Source organism: Rhodococcus rhodochrous (genome assembly GCF_014854695.1).
Lineage (GTDB): Bacteria > Actinomycetota > Actinomycetes > Mycobacteriales > Mycobacteriaceae > Rhodococcus.
In genome coordinates, this window is record NZ_CP027557.1 from 596,300 (window position 1) to 613,258 (window position 16,959).

16 protein-coding genes are annotated in these 16,959 nt (G+C 67.0%); 8 read left to right on the forward strand and 8 right to left on the reverse strand.

All coding sequences use genetic code 11. The features are described from left to right. Positions 1–43: 43 nt before the first annotated feature. The 4 genes from C6Y44_RS02710 (at position 44) to C6Y44_RS02725 (ending at position 4,262) form a co-directional block, all read left to right on the forward strand. The gene (locus tag C6Y44_RS02710) at positions 44–1,450 is read left to right on the forward strand and encodes a DUF2252 domain-containing protein (RefSeq protein WP_159416809.1); all 1,407 of its coding nucleotides are present in this window, start codon (positions 44–46) and stop codon (positions 1,448–1,450) included. 104 nt (positions 1,451–1,554) lie between these two features. Next, positions 1,555–2,391: a mycofactocin-coupled SDR family oxidoreductase gene (locus tag C6Y44_RS02715; RefSeq protein ID WP_174246943.1), complete on the forward strand. Its 837-nt coding sequence runs from the start codon at positions 1,555–1,557 to the stop codon at positions 2,389–2,391. A 93-nt stretch (positions 2,392–2,484) separates the two neighbouring features. Beyond that, entirely contained in the window at positions 2,485–3,462 is a 978-nt protein-coding gene (locus C6Y44_RS02720; protein WP_145692935.1) for an ATP-binding cassette domain-containing protein, read from the forward strand. 11 nt (positions 3,463–3,473) lie between these two features. Continuing rightward, positions 3,474–4,262, forward strand: a complete 789-nt coding sequence (locus tag C6Y44_RS02725; RefSeq protein WP_172415019.1) for an ABC transporter permease — start codon at positions 3,474–3,476, stop codon at positions 4,260–4,262. A 27-nt stretch (positions 4,263–4,289) separates the two neighbouring features. On the opposite strand, the gene C6Y44_RS02730 is transcribed toward C6Y44_RS02725, so the two are convergent. The 7 genes from C6Y44_RS02730 to C6Y44_RS02760 form a co-directional block, all read right to left on the reverse strand. Beyond that, positions 4,290–4,904 (reverse strand): flavodoxin family protein, encoded by a 615-nt coding sequence (locus tag C6Y44_RS02730; RefSeq protein ID WP_019290163.1) that lies wholly within the window; start codon positions 4,902–4,904, stop codon positions 4,290–4,292. Positions 4,905–4,990: 86 nt separating this feature from the next. Next, entirely contained in the window at positions 4,991–6,040 is a 1,050-nt protein-coding gene (locus C6Y44_RS02735) for an alpha/beta hydrolase family protein (RefSeq protein WP_225623705.1), read from the reverse strand. A gap of 70 nt (positions 6,041–6,110) precedes the next feature. After that, positions 6,111–7,856, reverse strand: coding sequence for a cholesterol oxidase substrate-binding domain-containing protein (locus tag C6Y44_RS02740; protein WP_120281302.1), 1,746 nt, complete (start codon positions 7,854–7,856; stop codon positions 6,111–6,113). A 34-nt stretch (positions 7,857–7,890) separates the two neighbouring features. Then, positions 7,891–8,751, reverse strand: coding sequence for a MaoC/PaaZ C-terminal domain-containing protein (locus C6Y44_RS02745; RefSeq protein ID WP_120281303.1), 861 nt, complete (start codon positions 8,749–8,751; stop codon positions 7,891–7,893). 40 nt (positions 8,752–8,791) lie between these two features. Further along, positions 8,792–10,504, reverse strand: a complete 1,713-nt coding sequence (kstD, locus tag C6Y44_RS02750; protein WP_174246942.1) for a 3-oxosteroid 1-dehydrogenase — start codon at positions 10,502–10,504, stop codon at positions 8,792–8,794. 178 nt (positions 10,505–10,682) lie between these two features. After that, positions 10,683–11,045, reverse strand: a complete 363-nt coding sequence (locus tag C6Y44_RS02755; protein WP_174246941.1) for a hypothetical protein — start codon at positions 11,043–11,045, stop codon at positions 10,683–10,685. Between the two features lie 2 nt (positions 11,046–11,047). Then, the gene (locus C6Y44_RS02760) at positions 11,048–12,196 is read right to left on the reverse strand and encodes a Rieske 2Fe-2S domain-containing protein (RefSeq protein ID WP_159416807.1); all 1,149 of its coding nucleotides are present in this window, start codon (positions 12,194–12,196) and stop codon (positions 11,048–11,050) included. Positions 12,197–12,387: 191 nt separating this feature from the next. Here C6Y44_RS02760 and hsaA point away from each other — a divergent pair, with 191 nt between their 5' ends. From hsaA to hsaB, 4 genes are read left to right on the forward strand one after another with little or no spacing between them, the layout of a single operon-like run. Further along, positions 12,388–13,563: a 3-hydroxy-9,10-secoandrosta-1,3,5(10)-triene-9,17-dione monooxygenase oxygenase subunit gene (hsaA, locus tag C6Y44_RS02765; RefSeq protein WP_159416806.1), complete on the forward strand. Its 1,176-nt coding sequence runs from the start codon at positions 12,388–12,390 to the stop codon at positions 13,561–13,563. Positions 13,564–13,571: 8 nt separating this feature from the next. Next, positions 13,572–14,447, forward strand: coding sequence for a 4,5:9,10-diseco-3-hydroxy-5,9,17-trioxoandrosta-1(10),2-diene-4-oate hydrolase (gene hsaD, locus C6Y44_RS02770; RefSeq protein ID WP_159419052.1), 876 nt, complete (start codon positions 13,572–13,574; stop codon positions 14,445–14,447). After that, positions 14,448–15,347: an iron-dependent extradiol dioxygenase HsaC gene (gene hsaC, locus C6Y44_RS02775; RefSeq protein WP_159416805.1), complete on the forward strand. Its 900-nt coding sequence runs from the start codon at positions 14,448–14,450 to the stop codon at positions 15,345–15,347. Next, on the forward strand, positions 15,347–15,934 hold the full coding sequence (gene hsaB / locus C6Y44_RS02780) for a 3-hydroxy-9,10-secoandrosta-1,3,5(10)-triene-9,17-dione monooxygenase reductase subunit (protein ID WP_159416804.1): 588 nt from the start codon (positions 15,347–15,349) through the stop codon (positions 15,932–15,934). The genes hsaC and hsaB overlap by 1 nt, the downstream gene beginning before the upstream one ends. Before the next feature lie 76 nt (positions 15,935–16,010). On the opposite strand, the gene C6Y44_RS02785 is transcribed toward hsaB, so the two are convergent. Beyond that, on the reverse strand, positions 16,011–16,949 hold the full coding sequence (locus C6Y44_RS02785; protein ID WP_159416803.1) for a PRC-barrel domain-containing protein: 939 nt from the start codon (positions 16,947–16,949) through the stop codon (positions 16,011–16,013). Between the last annotated feature and the right edge of the window lie 10 nt (positions 16,950–16,959).

Below are 16,959 nucleotides of genomic sequence, written 5' to 3' on the forward strand. Positions count from 1 at the left end.
ACGATGAGGGCTCACATTCCGGTGGGACCTTGTGGGAGGACCCGTGTCGGTCACGGACGGGCATGTCGTGCATCCGACCCGCGAACAGCGGGTCCAGAACGGTCTCGCCGCTCGGAGGGTCACTCCCGTCGAGTCGCTCGCCGAACTCGGGAAGTCGTCCCGGGATCCGATCGTCCTGCTCGAGAGTCAGGCGCAGACCCGCGTTCCGCAGCTCGTCCCGGTGCGTTACGGCCGCATGGCGACATCGGCGTTCGCGTTCTACCGCGGCGCCGCGCTCGTGATGGCCGACGACCTGTCGCGCACACCGAACAGCGGTCTGCACACGCAACTGTGCGGCGACGCCCACGCGAGCAATTTCGGTCTGTTCGCTACCCCGGAACGCAGAACGGCCTTCGACGTCAACGACTTCGACGAGACCTATCCGGGACCGTTCGAATGGGACGTCAAGCGTCTGGTCGCGAGCCTCGAGATCGCCGGTCGCGACAACGGGTTCACCGCGAAGGAACGCCGGAAGATCACCCGCGCATGTGCGTCGGAGTACCGCGAGACCATCTGCAGACAGGCGCAACTCGGGAACATGGCGGTGCGCTACGCGCATCTCGATCCCACCACCGAGATGGCGGAGCTCGGCGACAAGCTGACCACCCGGATGGAGAAGCGCACCCGCAAGGCGCTCGAAAAGGCCTCACGGCGCGACAGTCTCCAGGCGCTGGAGAAACTCACCACCGTCGTCGACGGCCGCCGCCGGATCATCAGCGACCCGCCGCTCATCGTGCCCGTCGAAGAGGTCTTCGCCGACCTCGACGCCGAAGCGATCTACGACGAACTGCACGACCGTGTCCGCTCGTACCGGGCGACGCTGCAGTGGGACCGCCGGGTCCTCCTCGAACAGTTCGAACTGGTCCAGGCCGCGCGGAAGGTCGTCGGAGTGGGCAGCGTCGGCACGCGGGCGTGGATCCTCCTGCTGCGGGGTGCGGACGACGACGATCCGCTGTTCCTCCAGGCGAAGGAGGCCCAGCGGTCGGTGCTGTCGTACTACGTCGACGGTCCGACCTTCCGGAACGAGGGCGAACGCGTCGTCAACGGTCAGCGGCTGATGCAGTCCGCGAGCGACATCTTCCTCGGCTGGCAGCAGGGTGCCGGAGCCGACGGCGTGAACCGGGACTTCTACATACGCCAACTCCGCGACGGCAAGGGTTCGGCGGTGATCGAGGAGATGGTGCCCAAGGGCATGAAACTCTACGGCCGACTCTGCGGCCGGGTCCTCGCCTGTGCCCACGCCCGGGCCGGCGACCGGATCGCGCTGGCTGCCTATCTCGGTACGGACGAGGAGTTCGACGAGGCGCTCTCGTCGTTCGCGGTGTCCTACGCCGACCGCAACGAACGCGACCTGCAGGCGCTGCACGAGGCCGTCGAACAGGGACGAGTGAAGGTCCGGACCGGACTCTGATCCCCCTTCGTGTCCCGGACACGTCCGCTGTCCGGGACTCACTCACCTGTCCTCTCTCCCGGCGCGGTACAAGGGAGGCGATCACGCGCCGACGGAAGGACGTCATGATGGGTTTCGAGGGCAGGGTCGCATTCGTGACGGGAGCGGCGCGAGGCCAAGGACGCTCGCACGCCGTCGCATTCGCCGAAGCGGGGGCCGACGTGGTCGTCTGCGACCGGTGCTCCGACTCACCGGTGGTGGGATATCCGCTGGCGACCGAGGAGGACCTGGCGGAGACGGTGCGACTCGTCGAGGCGACCGGTCGCCGGGTCGTCTCGGCGACACTCGACACCGCCGACCGTCCGGCGATGGACGCTCTGGTCGCCCGTGCCCACGCCGAACTCGGGCGGATCGACATCGCGGTCGCCAATGCCGGGGTGTCGGTGGCGGCACCGGTGCACCGGATGCCGCAACAGATGTGGGACGAAGCGATCTCGTCCAATCTCACCGGGGTGTTCAACACCGTCGCCGCGGTCGCGCCCGGGATGATCGAGCGCGGCTACGGACGCATCGTCACGGTGTCGTCGATGCTCGGCCGAGCGGGCAACACCAACATGGCCGCATATGCGGCGTCGAAATGGGGCGTCATCGGCCTGACGAAGAGCGCGGCCCTGGACCTCGCGCAGAACGGCATCACCGTCAACGCCGTCGCCCCGGGCAACATCTCCACGCCGATGATCCACAACGACGCGCTCTACGGGATGTTGCGGCCCGACCTCGAAGAGCCGACCGCCGACGATGTGGCCCCGGTGTTCGCCTCCCTGCACGCACAACCGGTGCCGTGGCTCGACCCGGCCGAGATCACCCGTGCGGTCCTGTTCTTCGCCGACGAGGCGTCCGCACACATCTCCGGCACCGTGTTGCCGATCGATGCCGGCAACGCCGCCCGGGTGACGGGCTGAGCGATCCGCCTGACGGAGCGATGAGAAAACCTGTCGAACCGTGTCGGTCTCTTCGTGCACACTGTGCTCACCACCACAGTCAGGGAGAAACTCATGGCCGACGCCATAGTTGCAGAAGGACTGATCAAGACATACGGGCAGGTCAGAGCGCTCGACGGGGTCGATCTGCGGGTGCCGGAGGGGACGGTCACCGCGCTGCTCGGTCCCAACGGCGCCGGTAAGACCACCACGGTGCGGGTGCTGACGACACTGCTCGTCCCCGACGCCGGTCGCGCCGAAGTGGCGGGATACGACGTCCTCACCGAGGCGCGGGAGCTCCGTTCCCGGATCGGAGCGTCGGGGCAGTACGCGGCGGTCGACGAATATCTCACGGGGTTCGAGAACCTCGAGATGGTCGGCCGGCTGTACCACCTCGGCGTCAAACGGAGTCGCCTCCGCGCCCGCGAGCTCCTCGAACAGTTCGACCTCGAGGAAGCGGGCGATCGCCCGGTGAAGGGTTATTCGGGCGGTATGCGACGCCGCCTCGACCTCGCCGGTGCGCTCGTCGCCGATCCTCCGGTGTTGTTCCTCGACGAACCCACGACGGGTCTCGATCCGCGGGCGCGCCTCGGGTTGTGGGACGTCATCGACACCCTCGTACAGCGCGGCACGACGCTGTTGCTGACGACGCAGTACATGGACGAGGCCGAACGCCTCGCCGACGACATCGTCGTGATCGATCGGGGCGCGGTCATCGCCCGCGGCACGGCCGACGAGCTCAAGAGCCGCGTCGGTGGCGAACGTATCGAACTCGCCGTGACCGACGCCGACCAGCGAGACCGAGCGGTCCGTGAGCTCGAATCGGTGGCGGCTGGGGAGATCAGGGTCGAGCGCAGCACCGGTCGTATCACCGTGCCGGTCAGCGGCGACTCGGGCGGCGGAACCGACGGGCTCGTGGCGGCGCTGGGGAAGCTGTCGGCCGCGGGCATCCGGGTCTCCGACGTTGCTCTGCGGAAACCGACCCTCGACGACGTGTTCCTCACGCTCACCGGTCGCGGGACGGACGAGAAGGTCGAGGAGGCGGTGTCGTGAACACACTCGAGATGGTCGCATCCGACGGCCTGACCATCGCCAAGCGCAACATGATCAAGATCAAGCGTGTGCCGGATCTGTTGGTCTTCACGACGTTGTCGCCGATCATGTTCGTGCTGTTGTTCGCCTACGTCTTCGGCAGTGCGATCGACGTCCCCGGCATCTCGTACCGGGAGTTCCTCATCGCAGGTATCTTCACCCAGACGGTCATCTTCGGGTCCACCTGGACGGGCCTCGGGATGGTCGAAGATCTGCAGAAGGGCATCATCGACCGGTTCCGATCGCTGCCGATGGCCCCGTCCGCGGTACTCATCGGCCGTACCAGCACCGACGTGCTGATCAACGTGCTCAGCCTCGTGGTGATGTCGTTGACCGGTCTCCTCGTGGGGTGGCGGATCAACACCTCGCTGGGCGAGGCGCTCGCCGGCTACCTGTTGCTGCTGCTGTTCGCCTACGCTCTGTCGTGGGTGATGGCCGTGATCGGCATGTGGATCCGCACACCGGAGGTCTTCAACAACGCGAGTTTCATGGTGATCTTCCCGCTGTCGTTCATCGCCAACACGTTCGTCGACCCGTCGTCGATGCCGACGGTGCTGCGCGTCATCGCCGAGTGGAATCCCATCTCGGCGGTCACGCAGGCGGTCCGCGAACTGTTCGGCAACACCAATCCCATGGTGCCGCCGCCCGACGTGTGGCCCCTGCAGAATCCGGTCCTCGCGTCGCTGATGTGGACAGCGTTGATGCTGATCGTGTTCGTGCCGTTCGCGATCCGCAGGTACCAGAAGGCCGTCAGCCGCTGACGGTCGGCGTCCGGCCGGCGGGCGGGTTCATCCCGGGTAGGGCGCGTACTGGCGCTGACGCAACAGTGTCGCCAGGTGCACGGCGTTGCGGGCGACGGATTCGGTGGTCGAGCGCACCGCTTCGGGGATCTCGTCGAGATCCTTGAAGTCGGTGCCCGACATCGCCTCGCCGTTCCAGTAGGTCGAGCCCTGCGCGGGGATCGAGAAACCGATGTCGTTGAGACTCTGGAACAGGTCGGCGACGATCTTGTGCGCGCCGTCCTCGTTGCCGACGACTGCGGCGATCCCGACCTTGCCCACCATGCGTGGACGGTTCTCGTCATCGGTGTTCGACAGTTCGGCATCGAGCCGCTCGAGGACACGTTGGGCGACGCTCGACATGTGTCCCACCCAGGTCGGTGTGGCGACGAGCAGGATGTCGGCCGAGACGATGCGCTCGACGATCTCCGGCCACTGATCCCCGTCGCCCATGTCGGCTTCGACACCGGGCTTGACGTCGAAGTCGACGACTCGGACGGTTTCGACGCTGACGTCGTGCTTCGACAGTGCGTCGAACACGTGCGCCACCATCTTGTCGGTGCTGGACTCGGCGGGGGACGGCTTGAGCGTGCAGTTCAGGGCCACGGCGTGCAGTGCTGTCATGCGCCCGGGATACCCGAGTTACACCACGACAATCAGCTGCAGCACGACAATCAGCTGCAGCACGACAATCACCTACAGCACGACAGTCAGCGACCGCGTGCGGCCGCCCAGCCGTCGATCGCCGTCGAGAACTCGAACGAGGTGGGCAGCAGCGCCATCTGGTCGGCCGGACCGGGCTGCAACGGGCCGAGCTCCTCGAGGCTGTGGTTCGCGGTGGTGAAGTGCTCGAACTGCAGGTCGGTGTGGGTGAGGGCGTCCCGCAGCGGCTCGACCTGCGCACAGCTGATGTTCAGATCCTTGTCGGAGCAGGTGAGCAGCACCGGGGTGTCGGCTGCCAGCTCCGCGGCAAGCACGGCCGGGTCGAGCTGGTCGGACTCGAAGAGGAACTTCGCGTTCGCGGGGTTCATGCCGAACTGCGCGAGGATCGGGTGCAGATCGGTGGGGAAGGCCCCGGTCGTCCGCAGCGACTCGACGGCACGCGACAGGTCGGCCCGGACCGCCTCGCCGTCGGGGCCGAGCTGCCCGGAATCCACCACGGCATTCAGCTGGACGGTCAGCAGGTCCAGGTAGCGCATCGGCAGCGGAGCGAGAAGTGCGAAGCCGCTTCCGATACTGCGATCGGCGAGTGCGAGGGCGGTCAGTGCACCCTCGCTGTGTCCGAGGACGAGAATCTCCTCGGGGGAGACTCCGGTGCGTTCGGCGAGCAGACGCACCGCCGCCTCGGCGTGGTCGACCTGCTCGGTGAAGCCGTACTCGCCGATGGTCTCGACCGTGTAGGACCCGAGACCCGTCTCACCGGCCCCGATCTTGTCGAAGCGCAGGCTCGCGATGCCGTGGGCGGCGAGTGCGTCCGCGGTGCGCACCAGGGTGTCGGACGCGAAGCCGGGCTGGTTGCCGTTGCGATCGGTGGGGCCGCTGCCCGGGAGCAGCAGTGCGGCGGCGACCGCGGCTCCGTCCGGGTTGCGGAGGCTGCCGTGGAAGGTGGTGCCGTCGGCCTCGAAGGTCACCGGGGCGTCGGTGCCGTTCGACACGGCGACCGAACCCGTGTCGGGAAGGGCCACCGCGGTTCCCGCGAGTGTCACACCTCCCGCGAGAACCAGCACGGGCACAGCAGCAGCACCGATCCACCTTCGCATGTTCCGCATGGTGCGAACCCTAGCAAAGGACTGCGCTGTGCCCGTGGTGAGCGAGGACGCCCGTGGGAGATCAGGGGAGCAGGGTGTCGATGAAGGTGTTGCTGAACACCCGATGCGGATCGAGACGGTTGTAGACCGCGCGAGCCGAATCCCAGTTCTCGTCCGACGGAACACCTTCCCGGTAGGTGTCGGGCAGGCCTTGCGTCAGGATCTGCTCGTCGGTGTACGGCAGGTCGGGACCGAACGCCCAGCCCTTCGACCATTCCGGCCGGAAGGTCGAGTCGCTTCCGTTGTACCGCTGCCGCATCCACTGCTCCATCTCCCGGTAGAAGGCGAACATGCCGGGAGTTCCCGGGACACCGAGAACGTTGAGCCAGATGGCGGTGTCCCAGTCCGGGTGGTCGGGACGCGGACGGGTCGACGCGATCGTCGGCGGTCCGGCCGACGGGACGAGGACGTCCTCCGGCCGATCCAGTCCGCAGCAACGGATTTCGACCGGACCGTTGAGAGGGAACTGTCCCAGGCTGCGGTAGTGCTCGATGCGCTCGGAGAACCAGTGCGCGAAGTCGTGGATCACGTTGGCGATGTTGGCGCGGTTCGTGAGCACCGCACCGCCACCCTCGGTCAGTCGCAGGGTGGTCGCCTTGATGTAGAACTGCAGATCCTTCGACCAGCCCCAGATGTCGGACGATCCCGTCGCCGCGAGACCGGCCACGGTCACGCCGTAGTAGGTCTGCCCGAAAGCCGGTGCGATCGACGTGTTCCCGGCCGTGATCTGCCCCAGCAGGTCGGTGATCGGTTCGGGCACGTTGTCGGAGAACGGGTAGTTGTACGGTCCGGTCACCTCGCGCGAGGTGGGCGGTTTCTCCGGTGCGAGCGACCACACCTTCATCCACGGACGTTCCGTGAACGGATACCAGATCGCCTCGGCCCGCCCCGCCGAATCGACGAACGACTCGAAGGTCCGTCCCGGCGCGCCGGCGGGTGAGAACAGTTCCTGCCAGGTGATGTCGGTGAAGGACTGGCAGCGCATGCGGTAGTTCGGCCCGGCCTGCAGTGTGACGGACGTGATGAACGTCCGGCCGAGATGCGTGAGCAGCGGGGTGATCTCGGGATCGGCGCGGGTGAAGGTGCGCAGCGCGTAGGCACTGCCGTCCCACACGACGGCCGTCAGTTCGGTCACGAGATTGCTCAGCGAACCGAAGGTGTGCCCGGGAAGGGTGGATTCGCCGTTCGCGGGCAGCGCGGCACCGTGCGCGTTGACGGCGAGTGCTCCGGCGATCGACAACACGCCGGGCGCAGGAAGATTCGCGAGACCGAGACCGTGGTTCTGCAGTGCCGTGGTGATGGCGTCGAGTGTCGCGCCGGGACCTGCCGTGACGGTCGCGGGGGAGCCGCCGGGGTTCACCTGGACCCCGTTGAGGTGAAGCATGGTGTCGGCGAGGATCACCCGGTCGACGGGTGCACCGTTGACGATCGTCAGCGGTGTCCAGCCGTGCATGGCCCCGCGCGGGCGGATGGTGTATCCGTTCTCGTGCGCCCAGTTCACCAGGCGCACCACGTCGTCGGGGGTGCGAGGCGCGCAGGTCCAGATGGCGTCCAGCATGATCTCTTTCGACCAGTTCTGGTATGCCTGCTGGTAGAGGTCGATGCCGGCGGGGAACGCCGGAGGAGTGGGGAGCGTCGAGGCCGCGGACCCGGAAGGGACGGCGTGCACCGGGGTCCACCCACCGAGGGCGGAGACCGCCAGCGCGCCGGCGCCGGCCGCGAGGAAGCCGCGCCGCGACAGGCGCGGCGACGAATCACGAAGTGTCATATTCGAATGTCGCTCTTTCGGGAGGGCGTGGCGATCACGCCACGGTGAGTACCACGTCGGCCAGGGCAGGGGCGAGGTCGCGTTCGACGACGGAGGCGGTCACGAGCTTGCGGTCGCCGTCGTTCCACACGCGCACTCGGAGGGTCTCGCCGGGGAAGACCACGCCGGCGAACCGGGCGCGGAATCCCTTCACGCGCGAAGCGTCCGCGTCGAGCAGGCCGTCGGTCACCGCCTTGCACACGATGCCGTAGGTGCACAGCCCGTGCAGGATCGGCGCCGGGAAGCCCGCCGCGGATGCGAACTCGGGATCGGAATGGAGGGGATTGCGGTCGCCGCACAGCCGGTACAGCAGCGCCTGCTGCGGGAGGGTCGGCACGTCGAACTCGGCGTCCGGCTCACGATCGGGGTACTCCACCGACTCCGACGGACCACGCTCACCGCCGAAACCGCCCTCACCGCGGGCGAAGATCGACGACCGTGCGGTCCACAGGGGATTGCCGTCGAGATCCTCGGTCACCGATTCCTGCACGACGACCGCGGCCTTGCCCTTGTCCCACACCTCGGCGATACGGGTGATCGTGCGGCCCTTGCCCGAAGCGGGGATGGGCGCGTGCACGGTCACCTCCTGACTGCCGTGGACGACCTTGGCGAGATCGATCTCGATCCCGGGGAACGAGACCTTCGGCGGCTCGACCTGGTGGAAGGTCGCGGCGACAGTCGCGAAGGTGGGGAGTACCTGAGGGTCCTTGTCCCGGAGGTAACGCAGTTCGCCCGCGTCGGTGGGGTGGGACCCGGCGCCGATGCCGAGGTTGTAGAGCTGGACATCGGTGCTGCTCCACTCGAACTCCTGGGCGGGCAGTTCGGCTCCGACGGCAACCGAGGGATCGATGGGCACGGGCGCTTCCTTTCTACGACACGAACGCGGGTCGATCGGGTCACACGGTGTCGGCGGATTCTCGCAGTTCCTCGGCACGTTCGTCACGCGTGCGGTCCAGGATGTCGAGGGCCGCCAGATAACCGAAGGTCATCGCCGGTCCGATGGTGGCGCCGGGCCCGGCGTAGGTGTGACCCATGACCGGGGAACTGGCGTTGCCGGCCGCGTACAGGCCGTCGATCACGCTGCCGTCCTCGCGCACCACTCGGCCGTGGACGTCGGTGACGAGCCCGCCCTTGGTGCCGAGATCGCCCGGGACCACCGTGAACGCGTAGAACGGGGCCTTGTCGACCACGCCGAGGCTCGGATTCGGCTTGTTGCGCGGATCTCCGTAGTAGTGGTCGTAGTGGGATTCGCCGCGGCCGAAGTCCTCGTCCTTGCCGGCACGCGCGAAGCCGTTGAAGCGTTGCACCGTCTCGGTGAGGGCATCGGCCGGTACCCCGATCTTCTCGGCGAGTTCGGCGACGGAACCGGCCTTGACGAGCACTCCGGCCTCGAGCCACCGGCGAGGGAAGGGGGTGCGGGGGGTGATTCCGGCGAAGGTGTAGCGGTCGCGGTAGCGCTGATCGAGGATCAGCCAGCTGGGGATGTTCTCGCCCGGTCCCTCACCGCGTCCGTGCTCGCCGCCGTACATCGCGTGCGTCGCCTCGACGTAGGGCGCCGACTCGTTGACGAAGCGCTTGCCCGCCGCGTTGACCATCAGGCACCCGGGAAGGCTGCGCTCCGACAACGCGAACCACGGGCCGCCGGTGAGCGTGAAGGACGGACCCCACCAGGCGTCGTCCATGAAATCGACTGCGGCGCCGAGCTTCTGTCCGGCGCGGATGCCGTCGCCGGTGTTGGCCTTCGCACCGACGGTCCACTCGGTGCCGATCGGCTGACGCTGGTACTGTGCCCGCATCTCGGCGTTGTGCTCGAAACCGCCGCTCGCGAGGATCACGCCCTTGCGGGCACGGATGACGCGTTTCTCGCCGTTCGCGACCACCTCGACGCCGCGCACGACGCCGTCCTCGACGACGAGATCGGTGAGCGCCGTCTCCAGCAGCAGGGGTACACCGGCGTCGCGCAGACCGATCCGCAACCCGGCCATGAGAGCCTGGCCTCGGACGAGCAGGTGCTTCTTGGTGATGTTCGCCCAGACGAAACGGGCGCCGACCCGCATGGCGCGAACAGGTCCGCGCGGGTTCCGCATGAGCAGGTTCAGCCACTTGTAGTCGGCCTGGGTGATGACGAAGTTCTTGGGAGCGCGCGCGTAGTCGGGTTCGAGGAGAGCGAGATCCTCACCGAGACGGCGACCGTCGAACGGTGTCGGTTCCACCGAACGGCCACCGGGACGCCCGCCGGGCGCCTCGGGGTAGTAATCGGAATAGCCCGGCACCCACTGCAGTTCGAGTGCGCTGTTCTTCAGGACGAAGGAGAGCATCTCCGGTCCGCGATCGATGTAGGTGTCGATCTTCTCGGCGGGCACGTCGTCGCCGATGATGCTGTGGAGGTACTTCCGGGCTTCTTCGGGGGTGTCGTCCACCCCGGCGGCCTTCAGTGCCTCGTTGTTGGGGATCCACACACCGCCGCCCGATCGGGCGCTCGACCCGCCGTAGCGCGGCGCCTTCTCGATCAGGACCACGTCGGCGCCCTTGCGGGCTGCGGTGATGGCGGCGGTCATTCCGCCGGCACCGCTGCCGACGACAACGATGTCGTACTCCTGCTTCGTCATGTAGAACACGTTATAGAAATGGCGGTGCCGAGTCCATCCCCGAATGCGAAGAGTCCTGGACGTGAAGCGAAGACGCAGTGACGTCGGGACTGGAACGCGATATCGCCGGCCGACGACGAGCGACGGCACCGTCCGATGGGGACGGTGCCGTCGCGGGGTCGATCGGGGTCGGAATCGGTCAGGTGGGCGATCCGTCCGATACGGGAAGGGTGCCGTCGAGCACGGCCCGGTCGATGCTCTCCCGAAGCTGCGGACACCCCTCGCGCGGTGTGATGGACGAGCCTCGGAGCGAGGCGGTCTCGCGGAAGGTCGGGCACACGGTGTCCGGATCGTCCTGCCACTGCACGCTCGTGTGCGACAGGCTGTTCTTGCGCACCAGCACGCAGGTGCCGCACTCGCGGCACTGCACCTCGTGCTGACCCGAATCCAAATAGTTGATCTTGTCGATCGCGGTCTGGGCGGCGACGGCCTCGGCCCGCTCGGGCCATTGGGAGAAGTCCGGGGACTTCGCCCAGCTGCTCCGCCGGGTCGAGGCACTCATCGTCACACCTCCGCTTCCTGCTTGCCTTGTTCTTCCTCGCGCTTCTTGCGCTCGAGATTCTCGGCGACCTCCTTCTCCCAGGCCTCGTTGGCCTTGGCGGTGTCGACCTCGAACTCGAAGCGGCCCGTCATCTTCTCCGTCACGTCGGCGACGTCGACGTAGAACTGCTCGTACCAGCGACGGAGCTGGTAGACCGGACCGTCCTCATCGCACAGCAGGGGATTCTCGATCTTTGTCTTGTTCTTCCAGATCTCGACGTCCTGCAGGAAGCCCTCGCCGACACCCTCGGTGAGCTTGGCGGCCAGCACGTCGGACTGCTCGGGTGACATGCCCTGAGGCTTCTTGACGATGATGCCGTACTGCAGCATGAACGAATCGTGCGTGATCGGGTAGTGGCAGTTGATCAGCACGGATTCGGTCCGGTATCCGCCGTAGTCGTTCTTCAGCGGATTGATCATGTAGGAGGGGCCGTAGTAGGCCGCGTACGACTCGAGCGTCGACTCCAGTCCGTACTGCGTCGCCATGCCCTTGTCCGGCCGGCCGCGGGTGTTGAGGTACTGCTCGGCGATGTGCCCCTCGAAGACGTTCTTGAAGAACGTGGGGAAGGCGTAGTGGATGTAGAAGAAGTGCGCCATGTCGACGACGTTGTCGATGATCTCGCGACAGTTGGAACCTTCGATCCGGATCTGGTTCCAGGTCCAGTCCGTCCACTCGTCCGAGCCGTACTGCTCGATCTCGGGGATGGTGACCTCCGCAGGCGGAGTGTTTCCCTCGGGGTCGTTCCACACGAACAGTTGGCCGTGCTTCTCCATCGTGATCCACGAACGGGTGCGGGCCAGCGGGGGAACGCGCTTGGCGTACGGGATGTCCGTGCACTTGCCGTTGCCACCCCAGCGCCAGTCGTGGAACGGGCACGCAACCGAATCGCCCTTGATCTCGCCCTGTGACAGGTCGCCGCCCATGTGGCGGCAGTACGCGTCGAGCACCTTCAGGTCGCCGTTGCTGTCGGCCCACACCACGAGTTTCGTGCCGAAGGCCTCGACGGCATGAGGCTTGCCGTCCTTGAACGTGCGACTGAGGCCGAGGCAGTGCCAGCCTCGCGCGAAACGCGTCCGGACCTCTCCGACGTCGATCTCGCGAATCTGTGCCATGTCCGCTCACTTCCTTCCGGAAATCTCTTCTAGAACACGTTATAGAATTCGCGTCGCGAGGGGAAGGGTTCGGGGACTTTGGTCCCGCCATAGGGATTGTCTACCTGCGAGTGTGCCGAGTCTCGACACGAATAAGAACATGTTCTAGTCTCGGTACAAGCGATCAATTCCTGAACAGACGGGAGCGTCCAGTGGGTGACCACGACAGCCACGAGGTACTGCAGCGGATCGACGCTCTGCTGCCTACGCTGCGAGAACGTGCGCAGGAGGCCGAGAATCTGCGCCGGGTGCCCGACGACTCGATCAAGGAGCTCCAGGAGGCCGGCTTCTTCAAACTTCTGCAACCGGCCCAGTGGGGTGGATACGAGGCCGATCCCGTCACCTTCTTCACCGCGGTGCGCAACATCGCGAGCGCATGCGGCTCGACCGGATGGGTCTCCGGCATCATCGGCGTCCACAACTGGCACCTCGCACTCTTCGACCAACAGGCCCAGGAAGAGGTCTGGGGCGACGACACCGACGTCCGCATCTCGTCGTCCTACGCGCCCATGGGAGCCGGTGAGGTCGTCGACGGCGGATACAAGGTCAACGGTGCGTGGGCGTGGTCGTCCGGATGCGACCACGCGAGCTGGGTCGTCGTCGGTGGCCCGGTCATCAAGGACGGCCGCCCCGTCGACTTCGGCAGCTTCCTGATCCCTCGTTCCGAGTACGAGATCGACGACGTGTGGCACGTGGTCGGTCTGCGCGGCACCGGATCCAACACGGTCGAGGTGAAGGACGTCTTCGTCCCGCGCCACCGCTTCCTCAGCTTCAAGGCCATGAACGACCTCGCGTCGCCCGGGCTCGGGCGCAACACCGCGCCCGTCTACAAGATGCCGTGGGGCACCATCCATCCCACCACCATCTCGACGCCCATCGTCGGCATGGCCTACGGCGCGTACGAGGCCCACGTCGAGCACCAGGGCAAGCGTGTCCGTGCGGCGTACGCGGGTGAGAAGGCCAAGGACGATCCGTTCGCCAAGGTGCGCATCGCCGAGGCCTCCAGCGACATCGACGCGGCCTGGCGCCAGCTGTCGGGCAACGTCGCCGACGAGTACGCCCACCTCCTCGCCGGCGAGGAGGTTCCGATGGAACTGCGTCTGCGGGCACGTCGCGACCAGGTCCGCGCGACCGGCCGTGCCATCACGTCGATCGACCGTCTCTTCGAGAACTCGGGTGCCACCGCACTCGCGGACGGCACACCCATCCAGCGTTTCTGGCGCGACGCGCACGCCGGTCGTGTGCACGCCGCCAACGACGCCGAGCGCGCCTACGTGATGTTCGGTGCCGCCGAGTTCGGTCTGCCGATCACCGACACGATGGTCTAGGGGTGGATGTGACCGCAATCGACGAGATCACCTACGAGTCGACCTCCCGTTTCGCGCAGGTCCGCGAGGACCTGCGCCTGCACTACCACGAGGCCGGTGTCGGCAACGACACCACGATCGTCCTGCTCCACGGCGGTGGCCCGGGCGCGTCGTCGTGGTCGAATTTCGCCAGGAACATTCCGGTGCTGGCGCAACGGTTCCACGTGCTGGCCGTCGACCAGCCGGGTTACGGCAGGTCCGACAAGCCGACCGAGCATCCGCAGTACTTCGTGCACAGCGCGTCCGCGCTGAACGACCTGCTCGACACGCTCGGGATCACCGACCGCGTCCACCTCCTCGGCAACTCGCTCGGTGGGGGCGCCGCCGTGCGGTTCGCGCTCGACTATCCTGAGCGCGCCGGACGACTCGTCCTCATGGGACCGGGTGGGCTGAGCGTCAACCTGTTCGCACCCGACCCCACCGAGGGCGTCAAGAATCTCGGCCGGTTCTCGTACGAACCCACCCGTGAGAATCTCGAGGCGTTCCTGCGGATCATGGTCTTCGACCAGTCGCTGATCACGCCCGAACTCGTCGAGGAGCGGTTCGCGTCGGCGAGCACCCCCGAGTCGCTCGCCGCGGCGAAGGCGATGGGGAAGTCGTTCTCCAGCGCCGAGTTCGAGAAGGGGATGCTCTGGCGCGACGCCTACAAGCTCCGTCAGCGGGTGCTGCTGATCTGGGGTCGCGAGGACCGCGTCAACCCGCTCGACGGTGCGCTCGTCGCACTGAAGATGATCCCACGCGCACAGTTGCATGTGTTCGGTGGATGCGGTCACTGGGCACAGCTCGAGAAGTTCGACGAATTCAACCGCCTGACAGTGGATTTCCTCACGGACGGAGTCGAATAGATGAGTATCCGGTCGCTGGCATATCTCCGGATCGGCGCCACCGACGTCCCGGCCTGGCGCGAGTACGGTCTCAAGGTCCTCGGCATGATCGAGGGCAAGGGCACCCACGCCGACGCGCTGTACCTGCGGATGGACGACTTCCCGGCCCGGCTCGTCATCGAGCCGCACGAGTCCGACAAGCTGCTCGTCTCGGGCTGGGAGACCGCGAACGCCGCCGATCTCCAGTCGGTTCGCGACAGTCTCTCCGCAGCGGGTGTCCCGTTCAAGGAGGGCACCGCCGAGCAGCTCGCCGATCGTCGCGTCGACGAGCTGATCGTTTTTCAGGATCCATCGGGCAACACCCTCGAGGCGTTCCACGGTGCCGCGCTCGAACACCGTCGCGTGGTCAGCCCGTACGGGCACAAATTCGTCACCGGTGAGCAGGGCCTCGGGCACGTGGTGCTCTCGACCCGCGACGACGAGGAATCGCTGCGCTTCTACCGCGACGTGCTCGGTTTCCGCCTGCGCGACTCCATGCGGATGCCTCCGCAGATGGTCGGCCGGCCCGCCGACGGAAAACCGGCCTGGCTGAGGTTCTTCGGATGCAACCCGCGCCACCACAGCCTCGCCTTCCTGCCCATGCCCACCCCGTCGGGCATCGTGCACCTGATGATCGAGGTGGAGAACTCCGACGACGTCGGTCTCGCCCTCGACCGCGCACTGCGGAAGAAGGTCAAGATGTCTGCGACGCTCGGGCGCCACGTCAACGACAAGATGCTGTCCTTCTACATGAAGACCCCCGGCGGATTCGACGTCGAATTCGGTTGCGAGGGGCTGCAGGTCGAGGACGGCGACTGGATCGCCCGTGAATCCACGGCCGTGAGCCTGTGGGGCCACGACTTCTCGGTGGGAATGCAGTAATGACCGCGCCGGAGGCCGGAGAGAACGGTGCGATCGACCCGCGGGCCTTCCGCACCGTGCTCGGGCAGTTCTGCACCGGCGTCACCGTCATCACCACCACCGAGGACGACGGGACGCCTGTGGGATTCGCGTGCCAGTCGTTCGCGGCGTTGTCGCTCGACCCGCCGCTCGTACTGTTCTGCCCCACGAAGCAGTCACGGTCGTGGGCGGCCATCGAACGAGCGGGCCGCTTCTGCGTCAACGTCCTCGCCGAGGAACAGCAGGAGACCTGCGCGCGGTTCGGTTCCCGCGAACCCGACAAGTTCGCCGGACTCGACTGGACGCCGTCCCCGTTGGGCTCCCCCGTCCTGACGGGCTCTCTCGCGCACATCGAGTGCACGGTCGAGACGGTGCACGACGGAGGAGACCACTGGGTGGTGTTCGGTCGCGTCTCGTCGCTGAGCGAGGTGCGCGACGAGAAGGAACGCCCGCTGCTCTTCTACCGCGGGCAGTACACCGGGATCGAACCGGAGAAGACGACTCCGGCGCCCTGGCGCGACGATCTCGAAGCGTTCCTCACCTCCGTCACGGAGGACACCTGGCTGTAGATCGCAGACTGTAAGTACCGCACGACGAAGCCGGGACGACCACATCGAATGTGGTCGTCCCGGCTTCGGGTGTGGATCAGGAGCGATCGGCGTCGGTCGCGTCGTCCGGTGACTCCTCGTAGTACTCCGTGGTCACGACCCGACGCACCAGGCGCGGCTTGCGCGGCTGGTCGGTGTCCCCGCCGCCTGCCGTATCCGTCTTCGCGTCAGCCGTGCTCGTGTCGGTGCCGGCCGACTGCGGCGGCGTGAAGTGCGCCGGTCCCGTCGGTCCCGGACCGACGATCTCCTGCCCGCTGCCGCTGCCGCTGCCGCCGTCGCCGCGGGGAGCCGCGTGGCGGGCCGTGTCCGCCGCCGAGTCCGCGGTCCCGGACGGTGTCGACGGCGTCGACGCGGTATGCCCGGGCATCGAGTGTTCGAGCGGTTCGTCCCGCTGGCCCTCGCTCGGCCGGTAGTTGCCGGCGATCTCCTCACGCGCGACGTCGGGCGGTGTCGGTGAATGCCCGGTTCCCGCGGGTGTGGTGGTGCCGTACGTCTCGCCGGTGTGCGGTGTCCCGGTACCTCCCGGTCCGCCGGCCGCGCCACCGACGAGGCCTCCACCGGCTGTGCTCCGCTCGTCGAGGCCGCTCCGGTCGTCGGTGAACCCGTGTCGGTCGTCGTTGAATCCGCCCCGATCGCCGGTGGATCCACCCCCTGCAGGGGTGTCCCCGAACCGGCGGTAGTAGCGGTACAGCTCGTCCTCCTCGAGCGGGGTCAGCTCACCGTTCTCGTCGATGTTCGGGGCGCCGGTGATGGTGTCCTTGTCGAAGGGCAGGCGCACTCCGGTGCTGTCGAGTTCGGCTTCGTCGATGGGGGCGAAGTGCCGGCGCGTTCCGAACAGACCCGTGACGACCGTGATCCAGGCGGGTCGGCCCGTGTCGTTGTCCAGGTACACCTCTCCCACGCGTCCGAGCTTGTCGCCGTCCGGTCCGTACGCGGTGGCGCGAGCGAGGGTGTCGATGTCGTCGTTGCTGATCATGATGTCCTCA